The 17082-nt window shown below is 70.3% G+C and carries 16 protein-coding genes and 1 pseudogene; 7 read left to right on the top strand and 10 right to left on the bottom strand.

The genetic code is table 11. The annotated features are described in order from the left end of the window. Positions 1-12: 12 nt before the first annotated feature. The gene (locus ACFT9I_RS18000; protein WP_382565255.1) at positions 13-675 is read right to left on the bottom strand and encodes a CatB-related O-acetyltransferase; all 663 of its coding nucleotides are present in this window, start codon (positions 673-675) and stop codon (positions 13-15) included. A gap of 262 nt (positions 676-937) precedes the next feature. Between ACFT9I_RS18000 and ACFT9I_RS17995 the strand changes: the two genes are divergently transcribed. Both ACFT9I_RS17995 and ACFT9I_RS17990 read left to right on the top strand, forming a co-directional pair. Next, the gene (locus tag ACFT9I_RS17995) at positions 938-1219 is read left to right on the top strand and encodes a hypothetical protein (RefSeq protein WP_382565253.1); all 282 of its coding nucleotides are present in this window, start codon (positions 938-940) and stop codon (positions 1217-1219) included. Between the two features lie 20 nt (positions 1220-1239). Next, entirely contained in the window at positions 1240-2421 is a 1182-nt protein-coding gene (locus ACFT9I_RS17990) for a glutathionylspermidine synthase family protein (protein WP_382565330.1), read from the top strand. Positions 2422-2464: 43 nt separating this feature from the next. Here the strand turns inward: ACFT9I_RS17990 and rocD are convergent, their stop codons facing one another. The 4 genes from rocD to ACFT9I_RS17970 all read right to left on the bottom strand — a co-directional run bounded on the left by rocD (position 2465) and on the right by ACFT9I_RS17970 (position 6211). After that, positions 2465-3670, bottom strand: a complete 1206-nt coding sequence (rocD, locus tag ACFT9I_RS17985) for an ornithine--oxo-acid transaminase (RefSeq protein WP_382565252.1) — start codon at positions 3668-3670, stop codon at positions 2465-2467. Positions 3671-3812: 142 nt separating this feature from the next. Next, positions 3813-4580, bottom strand: a complete 768-nt coding sequence (locus tag ACFT9I_RS17980) for a hypothetical protein (protein WP_382565250.1) — start codon at positions 4578-4580, stop codon at positions 3813-3815. 154 nt (positions 4581-4734) lie between these two features. Continuing rightward, positions 4735-5571 carry a hypothetical protein gene (locus ACFT9I_RS17975; RefSeq protein ID WP_382565248.1) on the bottom strand — a complete coding sequence of 279 codons (837 nt, stop codon included), beginning with the start codon at positions 5569-5571 and terminating at the stop codon, positions 4735-4737. Then, positions 5564-6211, bottom strand: coding sequence for an RNA polymerase sigma factor (locus tag ACFT9I_RS17970; RefSeq protein ID WP_382565247.1), 648 nt, complete (start codon positions 6209-6211; stop codon positions 5564-5566). The genes ACFT9I_RS17975 and ACFT9I_RS17970 overlap by 8 nt, the downstream gene beginning before the upstream one ends. 78 nt (positions 6212-6289) lie before the next feature. Here ACFT9I_RS17970 and trpS point away from each other — a divergent pair, with 78 nt between their 5' ends. Then, complete coding sequence (gene trpS / locus ACFT9I_RS17965; RefSeq protein WP_382565245.1) at positions 6290-7300, top strand: tryptophan--tRNA ligase; 1011 nt, start codon at positions 6290-6292, stop codon at positions 7298-7300. Between the two features lie 253 nt (positions 7301-7553). Continuing rightward, entirely contained in the window at positions 7554-8150 is a 597-nt protein-coding gene (locus tag ACFT9I_RS17960) for a 2'-5' RNA ligase family protein (RefSeq protein ID WP_382565244.1), read from the top strand. A 25-nt stretch (positions 8151-8175) separates the two neighbouring features. Here ACFT9I_RS17960 and ACFT9I_RS17955 read toward each other — a convergent pair whose 3' ends face one another. Further along, positions 8176-8931, bottom strand: a complete 756-nt coding sequence (locus tag ACFT9I_RS17955) for a decaprenylphospho-beta-D-erythro-pentofuranosid-2-ulose 2-reductase (RefSeq protein WP_382565242.1) — start codon at positions 8929-8931, stop codon at positions 8176-8178. Between the two features lie 65 nt (positions 8932-8996). After that, positions 8997-10382, bottom strand: coding sequence for an FAD-binding protein (locus ACFT9I_RS17950; protein ID WP_382565241.1), 1386 nt, complete (start codon positions 10380-10382; stop codon positions 8997-8999). 178 nt (positions 10383-10560) lie between these two features. On the opposite strand from ACFT9I_RS17950, the gene ACFT9I_RS17945 reads away from it, so the two are divergent. Then, positions 10561-11550, top strand: a complete 990-nt coding sequence (locus ACFT9I_RS17945) for a YihY/virulence factor BrkB family protein (RefSeq protein ID WP_382565239.1) — start codon at positions 10561-10563, stop codon at positions 11548-11550. On the opposite strand, the gene ACFT9I_RS17940 is transcribed toward ACFT9I_RS17945, so the two are convergent. Then, positions 11528-12829 carry a D-alanyl-D-alanine carboxypeptidase family protein gene (locus ACFT9I_RS17940; protein ID WP_382565237.1) on the bottom strand — a complete coding sequence of 434 codons (1302 nt, stop codon included), beginning with the start codon at positions 12827-12829 and terminating at the stop codon, positions 11528-11530. The two genes, ACFT9I_RS17945 and ACFT9I_RS17940, sit on opposite strands and share 23 nt — an antisense overlap. Positions 12830-12992: 163 nt before the next feature. Between ACFT9I_RS17940 and ACFT9I_RS17935 the strand changes: the two are divergent. After that, positions 12993-13229, top strand: a pseudogene (locus ACFT9I_RS17935) (SCO4848 family membrane protein); the annotation flags it as partial. Between the two features lie 136 nt (positions 13230-13365). Next, positions 13366-14646, top strand: coding sequence for a metallophosphoesterase (locus ACFT9I_RS17930; protein WP_382565328.1), 1281 nt, complete (start codon positions 13366-13368; stop codon positions 14644-14646). A 182-nt stretch (positions 14647-14828) separates the two neighbouring features. Here the strand turns inward: ACFT9I_RS17930 and ACFT9I_RS17925 are convergent, their stop codons facing one another. Both ACFT9I_RS17925 and ACFT9I_RS17920 read right to left on the bottom strand, forming a co-directional pair. Beyond that, positions 14829-16295, bottom strand: a complete 1467-nt coding sequence (locus ACFT9I_RS17925) for an ATP-binding protein (protein WP_382565235.1) — start codon at positions 16293-16295, stop codon at positions 14829-14831. Continuing rightward, complete coding sequence (locus ACFT9I_RS17920) at positions 16292-16993, bottom strand: response regulator transcription factor (protein ID WP_382565326.1); 702 nt, start codon at positions 16991-16993, stop codon at positions 16292-16294. Before ACFT9I_RS17920 ends, ACFT9I_RS17925 begins: the two co-directional genes overlap by 4 nt. Between the last annotated feature and the right edge of the window lie 89 nt (positions 16994-17082).

The following is a 17082-nucleotide window of genomic DNA, read 5'->3' as shown; positions in this document are numbered from 1 at the left end:
GACCGGTCGGCTCTAGGCGGTGGTGGCCGGTGGGGCGGCTGCCTCCAGCGCGTCGACGCTGCCCGACATGATCGTGCGCAGGTGCGTGGTGATGTGCTCGATCGGCCAGTCCCACCAGGCGATCGACAGCAGCCGGTCGACGTCCGCGTCGTCGTAGCGGCGGCGGATGAGCTTGGCGGGATTGCCGCCGACGATGCCGTAGTCCGGTACGTCGTCCACGACGACCGCACCCGAGGCGATCACCGCTCCATGGCCGATCCGGACACCGGGCATGACCATGCTGCGGTAGCCGAACCAGACGTCGTTGCCCACCACCGTGTCACCCCGGCCGGGCAGCCCGCTGATGAGATCGAAGTGCTCGCTCCACGAACCGCCCATGATCGGGAAGGGGAACGTCGACGGGCCGTCCATCCGGTGATTGGCGCCGTTCATGATGAACCGCACCCCCTCACCCAGCGCGCAGTACTTCCCGATGACCAGCTTCTCCGGCCCGTAGTGGTAGAGCACGTTCCGTGTCTCGAACGCCGTCGGCTCGTCCGGGTCGTCGTAGTACGAGAAGTCGCCTACGTCGATCAACTCCGACTTGATCAGCGGTTTCAGCAGCACCACCCGTGGCTGACCGGGCATCGGGTGGATCACGGTCGGGTCGGCGGGAACGGCGGGTACAGCAGACATGGTCTGTTCTCCTCGTATGGGGCGAGTCTCCGCATCCTGCCTGAAGGGGTGATCGCGACGACAACGATTAACCTCCCGGCTCCGGCCCCGGCGCGGAGACCGAACCGGGCGCGCAGATCATGTCAAAGAGCCCAAAAGGAAGGCAGTTGGCGAGAGTTGACGGACCGCCTTGTCCGACATGGCGGCCAGGCATCTAATGTGTGCGGCGAGCACGGGATTGACGGGGTCGACGGATCGACCGCAGACGGGGGAGGACGGGGCCATGGCCGCCGTAAAACAACGCAGGTTCCGGTCGAGCGCAGTGGTGCTCGGCGGCATGGGGATACTCGCACTGACGGTCACCTCCTGCAGTTCGGAACCGGACCGGCGCTGCGCCGACCGGAACACCTATGAGGAACTGTCCAGCTCCGACTGCGACAGCAGCGGCTCCGGCTCGTACTACTACGGCGGCAAGAGCAGCAACGGCCGCGTCCACGACGGCAGTTTCGACAAGTCGGCGGTCGACCGCGGCGGCTTCGGCTGCTCGGGCACCGGCGGCGGCTGAGCGGGCGTCAGCGCGCGATGATGGAGCGTCGGACCATCGAGCCCCGCCCCGGCTGGCAGCAGACGGTCGAGGAACAGGGACTCGTCTATCCGCTCACCCGCTATCCGGACGACTCCCTGCGTCCGTACTGGGACGAGAGCGCCTACTACGTCTTCTCCCTTCCCGAGGTCGAGGCCCTCGAAGTCGTCGTGGAGGAACTGCACGCGATGTGCCTCGCCGCCGCCGAGCACATCGTGAAGAGCGACCGCTTCGCCGATCTCGGCATCACCGACGGCCGACTGGCCGCTCTGATCGCCGAGTCCTGGCACCGGCGGGACGAACTGCCGTCCATTTACGGCCGGTTCGACCTCCGCTACGACGGTACCGGCCCGGCCAAGATGCTGGAGTACAACGCCGACACCCCCACCTCCCTGGTCGAGGCCGCCAGCCCGCAGTGGTTCTGGATGGAGGAGCGCTTCCCCGGCGCCGACCAGTGGAACTCCCTCCATGAGCGGCTCGTCGAAGCCTGGCGCCGCCAGGCCCACCTCCTCCCTCCCGGTCCCCTGCACTTCGCGCACTCCGACGGCGACGAGCTGGGCGAGGACCTGATGACCGTCGCCTATCTGCGGGAGACGGCCCAGCAGGCGGGCCTCGACACCGAGGCCCTGTCCGTCGAACAGATCGGCTGGGACAAACTGACCGGCCGTTTCGTGGACGAACGGCTGCGCTTCATCCGCAGCTGCTTCAAGCTGTATCCCTGGGAGTGGCTGACCACGGACCGCTTCGGCCCCCAGGTGCTCGACACGCTCGACAACGGCGGTGGCACCGGCAGCACCTGCTGGATAGAGCCCGCCTGGAAGATGCTGCTCTCCAACAAGGCACTGCTGGCCATCCTCTGGGAACTCAACCCGGACCACCCGAATCTGCTGCCCGCCTATCTCGACGGGCCCCGCGAACTCGCTCACACCGGCGGCTACGTCTCCAAGCCCCTGCTCGGCCGCGAGGGCGCCGGAGTCACCGTCCACGAGCCCGGCCACGCCCCGGTCGTGCGCCAAGAGGCTTGCTGCTACCAAGCGTTGGCGGCACTGCCCGACTTCGACGGCAACCGCGTCGTACTCGGCGCCTGGGTCGTCGAGAACGAGGCGGCGGGCCTCGGCATCCGCGAATCGTCGGGCCTGATCACGGACGAGTACGCCCGCTTCCTCCCGCACGTCATCCTGTAGGACCGGTGGCCGGCTGCGCCGACCACCGCCCCGGCCCCGACGCCTACCGGGCCAGAACCGCCCGCAACTGCTCCAGGCCCCAGTCCAGGTCCTCCTTGCTGATCACCAGCGGCGGAGCGATCCGGATCGTCGACCCATGGGTGTCCTTCACCAGCACACCCCGAGCCATCAGCTTCTCGGAGATCTCCCGGCCCGTGCCGTACGACGGGGAGATGTCCACCCCCGCCCAGAGCCCCCGGCCGCGCACCGCCTCGACCGCGCCACTGGTCGTCATCAGCCCCAGCTCGTGGTGGAGATGATCGCCCAGCTCCGCCGCCCGCTGCTGATACTCACCGGTGCGCAGCATCGCGATCACCTCAAGGGCCACCGCACACGCCAGCGGATTCCCGCCGAACGTCGAGCCGTGCTCCCCGGGCCGGAACACCCCGAGGATCTCGGCCGACGACACCACGGCCGACACCGGCACCACCCCGCCGCCGAGCGCCTTGCCCAGCACATACATGTCGGGCACCACGCCCTCGTGCTCACACGCGAAGGTCTTTCCGGTCCGGCCCAGGCCGGACTGGATCTCGTCGGCGATGAAGAGCACATTCCGGGCCCGGGTCAGCTCACGCACGCCCGCCAGATAGCCCGGCGGCGGCACCAGCACCCCCGCCTCGCCCTGGATCGGCTCCAGCAGGACGGCGACGGTGTTGTCCGTCATGGCGGCGTCTAGCGCGGCCAGATCCCCGTACGGAACGATCTCGAAGCCCGGCGTGTACGGCCCGTAGTCCGCGCGGGCCTCCTCGTCGGTGGAGAAGCTGATGATCGTGGTCGTACGACCGTGGAAGTTGTCCGCCGCGACGATGATCTTCGCTGTGCCGTCCGGTACCCCCTTTGTCCGATAGCCCCACTTGCGGGCTGTCTTAACGGCGGTCTCCACCGCCTCCGCGCCCGTGTTCATCGGCAGCACCATCTCCATGCCGCACAACTCGGCGAGCTGGGTGCAGAAGTCGGCGAACCGGTCGTGGTGGAACGCCCGCGAGGTGAGCGTCACCCGATCCAACTGGGCCTTGGCGGCGTCGATGAGACGTCGGTTGCCATGGCCGAAGTTGAGCGCCGAGTAGCCGGCGAGCATGTCGAGGAAGCGGCGCCCCTCGACGTCGGTCATCCACGCGCCGTCCGCCGTGGCGACGACGACGGGCAGCGGGTGGTAGTTGTGCGCGCTGTGCGCCTCCGAGGAGGCGATGGCACGGTCCGTTGTCGTCACGGGTTCTCCGATCGGTCGAGACAAACCATCCGGTCAGGGCGGGGTGGTGCCCCTGTTTCTATCGTCACTCGCCAGTGTGGACGAAGAAACCTTGCCCTCGGCGTGCCCCGGGAGACAACCCCGCAGGCGGGCCCAGCTTGGATCACATGTCCAGCAGCTGCCGGCGGGGACCCCCATCCGGCCTGTCCCCGCCCCGTCCGAACGGCGGCCGGGGCAGCCGCCCCGCCAGCGGACGCAGCACCAGCCCCAGCACCACGCCGGCCCCCAGCGCCGGTATCGCCCACCACCAGCCGTCCGTGCCGCCAGCAGAAGCCTCGGACGGCGCGGTCCGCTCCGCGGGGCCCTGCGTCGGGTCCGTCGCGGGAGGTTCAGCCGCCGCCGCCGCTGTCGTGTCGTCCGTCGCCCACGGAGGCGGCACCTCCGCACCGACCCCGTGGCCCTGCTTCTCGCCCATGACGCCGATCTTCTTCAACAGGGCCCGCAGAGCGGTCGGTTGCTTCGCCTTGTGCCAGATCCCGCTCTCCGTCCCCGGCATGTCCGTCGACGTGTGTATCCATACCGTCGAGGTGTCCGCGCTCGGATACACCCGGTCCAGCCGCCACGGCCGTACATCGTGGGCCAGCCATGTCACATTGATCAGCCGGGACCCCACCGCCGAGTCCAGGGACGACGGACGCTTCTCCTGGCCCTCCGGGAGCGACCCCATATCCTGGCCGTCGAGCTGCTTCGACAGCGCCTCGTACTCCATGTCGCTGTAGTAGAGCGAGGCCGTCTCCGCGCTTTCCGGGGAGGTGACCAGCACGCTGGTCGGGCCACCGGCCACCGCGCTCGGGGCGGACACCCAGGTCAGCGCCGTCACCGCGATCAGGGCCGCGAGCCGTCGGACCGTGCTCGTGCGTAGCAGTCGCATGATTCCCCCTGCCGACGCCGGGCCCGGACCGTCCGGACCGCCTTCGCGTCACTTCCTGTACACCGCCCGAGCCGGACCGGTTCCCGATTCCCCGGCACGGAAATCAGGGCACGAACCAGGGATACGAATCAGGGCACGAATCAGGGGCACGGAGTCACGGCATCGACTCCGCGACCGCCTTCGCGCGCTCCAACGACGCCATGCCCTCCAGCCGCAGCGTCAGCCGTTCCTCGGCGCTCCCGCCCGGTCCGCCGTCCTCCCACAGCAACGTGGGACCCGCCGTCCGCGCCGACTGGGTCCAGCCCGCACCCTGGGCGTCGAGCATCCGGAACCGCAGCAGATGAGGATCGGCGAACCACAGGCCCGTCGACTCGTCCAACTCCCCGGCATGGAGAGGCACCCACTCCGGCATCTGCCGTATCTGCTTCGAGAACGCGGGATCCAGGCCGGCCGGGAACTCGTCCAGCCGTATCGTCCGCCCGCCGGAGTCCGTCCAGCACAGACTCACCACCGGACGCCCCGCCGACACCATCTCCAGCGACACCTGGTCGGGCGCTCCGAACTCGGCCGGGATCCGCGGTCTGAATCCCGCCCCCCGCTCCACCTCCCCGATCGGCATCGGATCGGCGCAGCCCGGCACCCGCGCGTCCGGACCGGGCGTCGCCTTCGGGTCGTACCGCACCTCGACCCCACCGAAGTCGAACCAGTCGGCCACCGCCGCCCGCACCGGCGGCGTCAGGACCAGCACGACCAGCAGCCCCGAGAGCCCGGCCGCCAGCACGCGCCATCTGCGGCGCAGCAGACGGCGGAGCCGCGCCGCGCGAGCCGGGGCGGGCACCGGGTCCGGCGTCGACGGGACGGGCGCCGCGTCGGCGAGGAGCTGGGCCAGCACACGCTCGGCCATCGTCCCGCCGTCGACATCCGGGATCCGTATTCCGCGCCCAAGCGCCCGCAATTCCTCCGGCAGGTCTTCGCGCTCACCGTCAGCCATGCCCCTCACCTCCTCCCTTCTCCAATCGCGATCCCGATCCCGATCCCGACTCCGACGCCAACAGCCCGCCCATCAGCTTCAACGCCCGACTCAGCCGGGATTTCACCGTGCCCCGCGGCCAGCCCAGCGTCTCCGCCGTCTCCGCCTCGTTCATCTCCAGCAGATAGCGGCACGCCACCACATCGCGGTGGTCGTCGCTCAGCTCGTCGAGCGCCGCCCACAGCTCGGCGCTCCGCTCCTCCTCCATCGCGGCCACCGCGGGATCCGCCGAGTCCGGTATCCGAGGCTCACCCCGCAGCAGCGCCGCCTCGCGCCCCGTCACGGCCCGCAGCCGGACCGCCGACCGGACGGTGTTCCTTGTCTCGTTGGCGACGATCCGTATCAGCCAGGGCCGGAACGGCGCACCGTCCTTGAAGCTCCCCAGGGACAGATACGCCTTGATGAACGCGGACTGCACCACGTCCTCCGCATCCGCACCCGCGCCGCAGGCCACCGCCACCCGGAGCGCGATCCCCGTATACGCGCGCACCAGCTCCGCGTACGCCTCCCGCTCCCCGGAACGCACACGCGCGATCACAGCCGACTCATCCGCAACCGTCAGGATGCGGCCCCCCTCCAGGGTCCCCTCCCGTGTCCTCACGCCTTTGATACACCGCTCACCGCAGATCGGTTCCCGGCCTGTCCCGACCTGTCGGCGCCACCTGAGAGAATGTTCCTCATGGCCACTCGTCCTCGCGCGCTCTCCGGTATCCAGCCCACCGCAGGCTCGTTCCATCTCGGGAACTACCTCGGTGCGATCCGGCAGTATGTGGCGCTGCAAGAAACCCACGACGCGTTCTACATGGTCGTGGATCTGCACGCGATCACCATTCCGCAGGAGCCCGCCGACCTGCGAGCCAACACCAGGCTTGCGGCGGCGCAGCTCCTCGCCGCCGGTCTCGATCCGCAGCGCTGCACCCTGTTCATCCAGAGTCATGTGCCCGAACACGCCCAGCTCGGCTGGGTGATGAACTGTCTGACGGGCTTCGGCGAGGCCTCCCGCATGACGCAGTTCAAGGACAAGTCGGCCAGACAGGGCGCCGACCGCGCCACCGTCGGACTCTTCACGTACCCGATCCTCCAGGTCGCCGACATCCTGCTCTACCAGGCGGACTCGGTCCCGGTCGGCGAGGACCAGCGCCAGCACGTCGAGCTGACACGTGACCTCGCCGAGCGGTTCAACACCCGCTTCGGAAGCACGTTCACGGTCCCGAAGCCGCACATTGTCAAGGAGGTCGCGAAGATCTACGACCTCCAGGACCCGTCGATCAAGATGAGCAAGTCGGCGTCCGCGCCGAAGGGCCTGGTCAACCTGCTCGACGACCCCAAGGTCACGGCGAAGAAGATCAAGAGCGCCGTCACCGACACGGGCACCGAGATCCGCTTCGACGCCGAGGCCAAGCCGGGCATCAGCAATCTCCTCACGATCTACTCGACGCTCACGGGCACGAGCATCGTGGATCTTGAGCAGCGGTACGAGGGCAAGGGTTACGGCGCCCTGAAGGTGGATCTGGCCGAGGCCATGGTCGACTTCGTCACACCTTTCCGGAGCCGTACGCAGGAATATCTCGACGATCCGGAGACGCTGGACTCGATCCTGGCCGAGGGCGCCGAGAAGGCCCGCGCGGTCGCCGCGGAGACGCTTGCCCAGGCGTACGACCGGATCGGCTTCCTGCCCGCGAAGCACTGAGCAGCACCCGAGCGGCATCGGAACGGCATCGGGGCGGGCCCGCCGGTCACGGCCCGCCCGCCCCGGTCGGCCGCCCGGACCCATACCGCATGCGCGCCGCCCGCGTACTGCTGACCAAGGACCCTGGCCAGCCGGGCGGTGCGAGCGTCACACTGGCGCGGGGACGGAATCGGCCACACCCCGGCCGTACCGGCACGGACGCACCACCGCTTCACCCGCACCACCCGCACACACACGGACTGAGGAGAACGACGTGGGGACCGTAACGCTCGGCGTTTCGATCGCGGTCCCGGAGCCGTACGGCAGCCTGCTCCAGGAGCGCCGTGCGGGCTTCGGTGATCCCGCCGCGCACGGCATTCCCACGCACGTCACGCTCCTGCCGCCGACGGAGGTCGACGCCGCGACGCTGCCCACCATCGAGGCCCACCTCGCCTCGGTCGCCACCGTCGGCCGCCCCTTCCCGATGCGGCTCTACGGCACGGGCACCTTCCGCCCGCTGTCACCGGTCGTCTTCGTCCAGGTCGTCGAGGGCGGCTCGGCCTGCACCTGGCTCCAGAAGCGGGTCAGGGACGCGTCCGGACCGCTGGTGCGCGAGCTGCAGTTCCCGTACCACCCCCATGTGACCGTCGCGCACGGCATCTCCGAGGAGGCGATGGACCGGGCGTACGAGGAGCTGGCCGACTACACGGCACGCTGGAGCTGCGCTTCGTTCGGCCTCTACGAGCAGGGCCCCGACGGCGTGTGGCGGATGTTGCACGAGTACGCCTTCGGCGGCGGTACGGAGATCACGGGAGTGCCCTCGCAGAGCACCCCCGTCGACCTGCCCGCGACCTCGTCCCTGCGCAAGTAGCACCCACGGCCTCCCGGCAGGGCAGTCAGACCGGCAGCCGCCGGAACAGCGGCCTCGGCAGATGCCGCAGCAGCGACATCGCCACCCGCAGCGCCCCCGGCACCCACACCGTCTCCGAGCGGCGCCGCAGCCCCAGTTCCACGGCCGCCGCCACCGCCTCCGGCGTGGTGGCCAGCGGCGTCTCCTCCAGCCCGGCCGTCATCTTCGTACGTACGAAGCCGGGCCGCACGACCATCACATGCACACCGGTGCCGTACATCGCGTCCCCGAGCCCCTGCGCGAACGCGTCCAGGCCCGCCTTGCTCGACCCGTAGATGAAATTGGCGCGCCGCGCCCGCTCGCCGGCCACCGACGACAGCACCACCAGCGAACCGTGCCCCTGCGTCTGCATCGCCGCCGCGCACACCAGACCGGCCGAGACCGCGCCCGTGTAGTTGGTCTGCGCGACCCTGACGGCGGCGGGCGGATCGGCCTCGTCGTGCGCCTGGTCGCCGAGGACGCCGAAGGCGAGGAGCGTCATGTCGATGTCGCCCTCCGCGAAGACCTTGCCGAGCACCTCCGCGTGCGAGCCCGGGTCGAGCGCGTCGAAGTCGACGGTGCGGACGTCCGCGCCCTGGGTACGCAGCTGCTCGGCGGCGGCGTCGAGCTGGGGCGACGCGCGGCCGGCCAGCCAGACGGTGCGCGTACGGCGCGCGATCAGCCGACGTGCCGTGGCCAGCGCGATCTCGGACGTCCCACCGAGGACGAGCAGGGACTGCGGGATGCCGAAGGCGTCCTTCATGGTGCGGTGCTCCTTGCAGCGAGGGGGAGTTGGGGGAGTCGGAGGCTCAGATCGAGATCGGAGGCTCAGATCGAGAGACGGCGGGAGAGATCGGAGACGAAGACTCCGCGCGGGTCGAGTTCGGCCCGCAGCGCCCGGAATTCGTCCAGCCGCGGATACATCGCGGCCAGCAGTTCGGGCCGCAGCCGCGAGTCCTTCGCGAGACAGACCCGGCCTCCGGCGGCGGCGACGTCCTCGTCCAGCTCGTCGAGGAACGGGCCCAGACCGGTCCCGCCGGTGGGGATGTCCAGCGAGAGCGACCAGCCGGCCATCGGGAAGGACAGCCAGCCGGGATCGCCCACGCCGAAACGCTTGAGCAGGGCGAGGAGGGAGGGACAGCCGCGCCGGACGATGCGCCGCACGATCCGGATCAGCGCGTCCTCCTGGTCGTCTCCGACGACGAACTGGTACCGGACGAAGCCGCCGCGCCCGTACAGCCGGTTCCAGTGCGGCACGCCGTCCAGCGGGTGGAAGAAGGCCGAGATGCGCTGGAGTTCACCGGTCCGCCGCCGGGGCGCCCCGCGGTACCACAGCTCGTTGAAGAGTCCCACCGTGGTCCGCCCCAGCAGCCCCTCGGGTACGTAGGAGGGCGCGCCGGGCAGCCGTCCGGGGCGGAAGGCGAGCGGCTGGCTGCGGGCGCGCGCGGGCAGCGCCGCGAGTGGCGTGTGTTCGCCACGGGTGAGGACCGCGCGTCCCAAGGAGGAGCCGCGCGCCAGCAGATCGACCCAGGCGACCGAGTAGCGGTAGCGGTGGTCGGACATGGTGAGACGGGCCATCAGATCGTCGAGGTCCGTGGCGCGTTCGGTGTCGACGGACATCAGCGAGGTCTCGACGGGGTGCAGCCGAAAGGTCGCCGCGAGGATCACCCCCGTCAGCCCCATGCCGCCGGCCGTCGCCTCGAACAGGGGCGTGCCGGGGACGACCGTACGGATCTCCCCGTCGGCGGTGAGCAGGTCCAGGGAGAGCACATGGCGGGAGAACGAGCCCGACACATGGTGGTTCCCGCCGTGGATGTCGGAGCCGATCGCCCCGCCGACCGTGACCTGGCGGGTCCCCGCCGTCACCGGCAGGAACCAGCCCAGCGGCAGCAGCACCTCCATCAGCCGGTGCAGGCTGATCCCCGCCTCGCACTCCACGATCCCGGCCTCGGCGTCGACGGAGACGACGCGGTCCAGTGCGGTCATGTCGATGAGGGAGCCGCCCGCGTTCTGTGCGGCGTCGCCGTACGCGCGGCCGAGACCGCGCGGGATGCCACCGCGCGTACCGCAGTCGCGTACGGCGCGGGCCGTCTCCTCATAAGAACGCGGCCGTACGAGACGGGCGGCGGCCGTGGGGGCGGTGCGGCCCCAGCCGGTGACAGGGTCGGCGATCACGGCGTCGGCGATCACAGGGTCGGCGATCTCGGCAGACATGGTCGAGACGGTATCGCCCTAAACGTCATTCTTTGCGTTGTAAGCCGTATTTGATGGCGTACTCGTATGAATGGGTGGTTCGGTGGGTGGTTCGGTGAGTGTCGGTGAACGATGACGTGAGAATCGGCTTCCGGGGTACCTGACCGTTGGTTCTCCGATCCGAGGGCAGGTCTCCGTCATGGACTGGCTGAAAAAACTTCCCGTCGTCGGCCCGCTCGTGGCCCGGCTGATGTTGACGCACGCCTGGCGGTCCTACGAGACCCTCGACCGGACCCACTGGACGCGGCTCGCGGCGGCGATCACCTTCATCAGCTTCCTCGCGCTCTTCCCGCTGATCACCGTGAGCGCGGCGATCGGGGCCGCGCTGCTCAGCCAGGACCAGCTCGACCGTCTCCAGCGCAAGCTCACCGACCAGGTCCCCGGCATCTCCGACCAGCTGGATCTCCACTCGCTGGTCGCCAACGCGGGCACCGTGGGGCTGGTGGCGGGCGCGCTGCTGCTGTTCACCGGCATCGGCTGGGTCGGCTCGATGCGGGAGTGCCTGCGCGCCGTCTGGGAGCTGGACGACACGGACGAGGGCAACCCCTTCGTGCTGAAGGGCAAGGACGCGGTCATCCTCGTCGGCCTCGGCGCCACCGGTCTCGCCTCGATCGGCGCGTCGACCCTCGGCTCCACGGCTGTCGGCTGGACCGCCGACCGGCTCGGCATCCCCGAGGGCGGCGCGGGCGGGGTGTTGCTCCAGATCGTGGCGCTCGCCGTGGCGGCCGTCGCGGGCTTCCTCATCCTGCTGTACGTCCTGACGCTGCTGCCCGGCGTGCGGCCGCCACGGCGCCGGCTGATCGTCGCCGCGGTCATCGGCGCGGTCGGCTTCGAAGTGCTCAAACTGCTGCTCGGCGGCTATGTGCGGGAGGTCGCGGGCAAGAGCATGTACGGCGCGTTCGGGGTGCCCGTCGCGTTGCTGCTGTGGATCAACTTCACAGCGAAGCTGATGCTGTTCTGCGCCGCCTGGACGGCGACGCCGAGCAAGGACGACCTGCCGGACGACGACCCGGACGACCCGGACGAGGCGGGGGATGCGGGGGAGGGTGAGCGGCCGGGGACGGCCGGTGGCGCGACCCGCGAGGACCGGCCGCTGCCCCCGGTGACTAACGGCCCGGCAGGCGCTTGACCAGGTCCGGCAGCGGCCACCGGCGGTTCACCAGGAACACGGCCACCGCCAGCAGCAGCAGCGCACCACCCGTGATGGCCACCGCGATCCCCATGCCGCTCGAACCGGACGACGCGGAGGCCTTGTCACCCAGTGACGCCTGGTCCGTACCGCTGCTGCTGCCGCCGGCCTCGCCCTTGCCGCCGCCCGAGTCCTTCTGCCCCACGGCCTCCTTGTCGGAGTCACCGTCGTTGGAGCCGGGCTTCACCAGTTCGCCGACCGGCTTGACCTTCCCGGCGGCGGTGAAGCCCCAGTCCAGCAGCCGGCCCGTCTCCTGATAGACCGCCAGGCTCTCCTCCTGGGAAGGATTCATTACCGTCACCAGCAGGACCTTGCCGTCGCGCTCGGCGACACCGGTGAAGGTCGATCCCGCGTTGGTGGTGTTGCCGTTCTTGACGCCGGCGATGCCCTTGTACGGCTCCAGGCCGGAGTCGCCGGTCAGCAGCCGGTTGGTGTTCTGGATCTCGAAGGTCTCCCGCTTCGGGGCCTTCTTGCCCTTCTTCGCCTTCTTCTCCTCGCCGGGGAACTGCACCCTGACGGTCGAGGAGTACTCCCGGAAGTCCTTCTTCTGCAGCCCGGAGCGGGCGATCAGGGTGAGGTCGTACGCGCTGGAGACCTGGCCCTTCTCGTCGTAACCGTCCGGCGAGACGACATTCGTGTCGAGCGCCTTCAGCTCGGCCGCGTGCTTGTTCATGTCGGCGACGGTCTTGGCGACGCCGCCGTTCATCTCGGAGAGCACGTGCACGGCGTCGTTGCCGGAGCGCAGGAAGACGCCCATCCACAGGTCGTGGACCGTGTAGGTGCTCTCCTCCTTCACCCCGACGAGGCTGCTGCCCTCGCCGACGCCGGCCAGATCGCTGGTCGTCACCTTGTGCGACTGGGTCTTCGGCAGGACGGGCAGGACCGTGTCGGCGAAGAGCATCTTCAGCGTCGATGCGGGCGGCAGCTGCCAGTGCGCGTTGTGCGAGGCCAGGACCTCGCCGCTCTCGGCGTCCGCGACGATCCAGGACCTGCCGGTCAGCTTCTTCGGCAGGACCGGCACGCCGGGGGCGAGATTCACCTGGGTGCCGGGTCTGCCGAGGAGGGAGCCGCCGACCGTCGACATCGCCGCCGGTGGCTTCGGTTGCTTGTCCTCGGCCTTGTCCGCGCTCGCGTCGTCCGCCAGGACGGGCGCGGCGGTCAGAACGGGCAGCAACGCGGCGGTGAGGACCGTCAACGCGGTCTTTTTCAATGCGGACACGGTCGAAAACGTACATGGCCTGACGGGGGATCCGAACACCGGCGGGCGGACCCGCCGCTGCCACCGCTGGGTCAGACCACTTTCCGGCCATCGGCGCGCTCCGCCGCCGTCGGCTTCGCCACCCGCGTTCTCCACGTCGGAGGGCTCCGGCGATACTGGATCCATGAAGCTCAGCCGCCCCGTGTCCTGGTTCCTGCTCGCGTTCGGGGTGTGGAGCTGGTTCATCTGGATCACTTTCGTCAAGAACCTGTGGCAGGACGGCAGCGGACTCGCCTTCGACGACGCCGGTGACCCCACGGGCTACTTCTGGGTTCATCTGCTGCTCGCCATTACGTCCTTTCTTCTGGGGACGGGAGTCGGGCTGGTGGGGTTCCGTGGAGTCCGCGCCTTGCGAGGTGAGTTGCCCGAGGAATCGCGTGAGGACTCGCGCGACGACTCCCGCGACGAAACGCGGAACGAACCCGGTGACGAGCACGTAGTACAGAGACAGCGACAGGGATAAAGGGGATCGGCTCGTGATCGTCGTGGTTGTTCTGATGGCGCTCGCCGCCATCGCGCTGGTGGCGGGCGCGCATTACTACATATGGCGTCGCCTGGTCCGCGACACGACCGCGGCGGGGGGTACGGCCCGCAAGGCGGGCACCGTCGTGATCATCGTGCTGCCGGTCCTGACCCTCGTGGGCGTGTCGGTCGGCCGCGCGGACACCCCGTTCGCGCTGAAGCAGATCCTCGGCTGGCCGGCGTACATGTGGCTGGCGACGCTGCTGTATCTGCTGCTGGCGCTGCTGGTGGGCGAAGCCGTACGGCCGCTGCTGCGCCGGGTGCTCGACCGCCGGGCGGCGGCGACAGCGGGTGGTACGGCGACGGAGTCGGCGCCTGTCGAGGAGCCGGCGACGGTCGGAGCGTCAACGACACCGACGGCATCGGGCGGCTCCGCCGATGTCCCGCCGACAGCCCCGGCCACTCCGCTGGCGCCGGACCCGGTCCCCGATCACTCCCGGCGCCTCTTCGTCTCCCGCGTCGTCGGTGGCGCCGCTGCCGCCGCCGCGCTCGCCACCGTCGGATACGGCACGGCGAACGTGCTCCGCGGCCCCAGCGTCAAGCGCGTCACGGTGCCCCTCGCGAAGCTGCCGCGCGCCGCGCACGGCTACCGGATCGCCGTCGTCAGCGACATCCACCTCGGCCCGCTGCTGGGCAAGGCCCACGCGCAGCGCGTCGTGGACACCATCAACTCCACGAACCCCGATCTCATCGCCGTCGTCGGCGACCTGGTCGACGGGACCGTCGCCGACCTGGGGCCGGCGGCCGAGCCGCTGGCCGGGCTGAAGTCGCGGCACGGCTCGTACTTCGTCACCGGAAACCACGAGTACTTCGGCGACGCGGGCGAATGGGTCGACCACGTGCGGGAGTTGGGCCTGCACCCGCTGGAGAACGCCCGCGTGGAGATCGACGGATTCGATCTGGTGGGCGTCAACGACATCGCGGGCGAGGAGGAGGGCGAAGGCCCCGACTTCGCCAAGGCGCTCGGCGGCCGCGACACGGCGAGGGCGTCCGTACTCATGGCGCACCAGCCGGTCGTGATCCACGACGCGGTGAAGCACGGCATCGACCTCCAACTGTCGGGCCACACGCACGGCGGCCAGATGTGGCCGGTGAGCTACATCGCGCAAGCCGCCAACCCGACTCTGGCCGGTCTTGAGCAGTACGGCGACACGGCGCTCTACGTGACGCGCGGGGCCGGGGCGTGGGGCCCGCCGGTACGGGTCGGGGCGCCCTCGGACGTCACGGTCGTGCAGTTGGCGTCCCGCCAGGCCTGAGCGGGCGCGCGCCGCCCAGCCCTGTCCGGGCGATCTTGCCGGCCCCGCAAAGGACCCAGGGCTCCCGGCGGATCGGTGTTGTGGATGGTCCGGCCGTACTCGGCCCATGCCGTGGCCTCAAGTGCCAGCCGGGCCAGCCGGGCCAGCCGGGCCAGCCGGGCCAGCAGGGCCCGGCAAGTGCCTCAGCTCGGCAGCGTGACCGTCACCGCCAGGCCCGCGCCCGGGGCCGTTCGTATCGTCACGGCGCCGCCGTGCGAGCGCACCACCGCGTGGACGATCGCCATCCCGAGCCCGCTGCCCGCGCCGCCGCCACCGGCCCGGAAGAAGCGGTCGAATATCCGGTCCGCGTCCTCGTCGTTCATCCCCGGCCCCTCGTCGGAGACGCACAGCCGTACCTCGCCTCCGTCCGAGCGCTCCAGCTCCACCCGGACCGGCGCGTCGGCCGGTGTGTGGGTGCGGATGTTCGTCAGCAGGTTGCCGATGACCTGGCGCAGTCCGGACTCGTCCGCCTGCACGAGCAGGGAGCCCGCCGCCGCCACGTCGAGCGGCCGGTCCGGCTGCTGCGCCCGCAGGTCGTCGGCCGCGTCGCGGACCAGCCGGCTCAGGTCGACCGGGCGCAGCCGCAGCACCGGCCGTTGGTCCAGTCTGGCCAGGGTGAGCAGTTCGTCGACGAGCCGGGCCATGCGGTCCGCCTCGCCGGTCATGCGGGCCAGCGCCCGGCTGCGTTCGGCCGGTTCGCCCAGCATCCCCTTCTCGTACAGCTGGAGGTAGCCGCGGATCGCGGACAGCGGCGTACGCAGCTCGTGCGACGCGTCGGCGACGAACCGCCGCAGTTGCGTCGTGCTGCGCTCGCGCGTCACGTACGCCGACTCGACCTGCTGGAGCATGGCGTTGAGGGCGAGCCGCAGCTGTTCGATCTCCGTGACCGGGTCGTGCCGGCCGGGGACCCGGCGGGTCAGATCGCCCTCGGCGATGGCCGTCGCCGTCTCGACCATGTCCCCGAGCGGCCGCAGCGTACGGTTCGCGCTCATCACGGTGATCAGCGCGAGCAGGACGAGCAGCAGCCCGCCGAAGGCGGCGTCGAACTTCAGCGCGCGCAGCACGCTCTCCTGCACCGCCTTGGTGGAGGTGGAGATCAGCACGGTGGTGCCGTCGCCGAGGCGGGCTCCCACCACCCGGTACGGGTCGCCGTTCACCGACACCTCGCGGACGCCCTTCTCCCCGCTCAGCGCCGTCGGGTCGGAGATCGCCCGCGCGAGGTCACGCTGCCGCTCGGTCGGGACGACACCGGCGAAGTCCATCGCCCTGCCCCGCTCGTCGACGGCGACGAAGACCGACTCGGGGGCCGGCAGCGCGCCCGCGCCCGGCTGCCGGGGCGAGATCCTCTCCACGATCGCGGCGAGTGAACTCAGCGACTCGATCTGGTTGATGGAGAGTTCCGTGCGCTGCAACCCGTCGCGGGACATGGTCAGTTCGCTGTCGATCGCCTCCAGCAGATAGTGCCGCAGTCCGAAGAGGCTGACGGCGGTCGCGATGGTGATGCCCAGCGCGAGCAGCACCAGGTTGATCAGCGTCAGCTTCGAACGCAGCGAGTGCGTACGGGGTTTGGGCCGCCGGAAGGTCTGGGGAAAGCCGATGCGCGGGCTCACGCGGGGCCCGGACTCGCGAGACCGTAGCCCACCCCGCGTCTCGTCATGATCAACGGCGGCCCGTGCGCGTCGAGTTTGCGCCGTAGATAGCTGATGTACGTCTCCACCACCGTGGACTCCGCCGCGTGCTCGTACCGCCACACATGCCGCAGCAACTGCTCCTTGGTCACCACCGCACCGGCGTTGCGCACCAGGAACCGCAGCAGCGCGTACTCGGTCGGGGTCAGCTCCACCGTGCGCCCCGCCCTGCGCACCGTGTACGTCGCCTCGTCCAGCTCCAGATCGCCGTACCGCAGCGGCGGCCGGACGGCGATCCGGTCCTCCGGCAGGGTCCTGCGCAGTACCGCCCGGACCCGGGCGACCACCTCGTCCACGTTGAACGGCTTGGTGATGTAGTCGTCGCCGAGCGACAGCCCGCCGACGATCTCCGCGGGCGCGTCCCGCGCGGTGAGGAAGACCACCGCCATCCGCGGGTGGGAGAGCCTCAGTTGGTGGGCGATGTCGCGGCCGTCGCCGTCCGGCAGCATCACGTCGAGCAGCGCGACGTCGGGGCGCGTGCGCCGTACCGCCTCCGCCGCCTCCCGTACCGAGCCCGCCACCACCACCTCGAACCGGTGGTAGCGCAGGGCGATGGTCAGGACGTCGGCGATGCTCGGCTCGTCCTCGACCAGCAGCACGGTCGCCGCTCCATCCGTCATCGTCATGGCTCCAGTATCCGCGCGCGACCCGCTCCGACCGGTGGGCGCCGCCTTGGAGTTCCTTGAGAGTCCCGGCCGCGACCCCGCCC

The sequence above is a fragment of the Streptomyces sp. NPDC057137 genome (genome assembly GCF_042670825.1).
Taxonomy (GTDB): domain Bacteria; phylum Actinomycetota; class Actinomycetes; order Streptomycetales; family Streptomycetaceae; genus Streptomyces.
The sequence above is the reverse complement of the archived record's forward strand: the minus strand, read 5'-3'. Positions and strand labels throughout refer to the sequence as shown.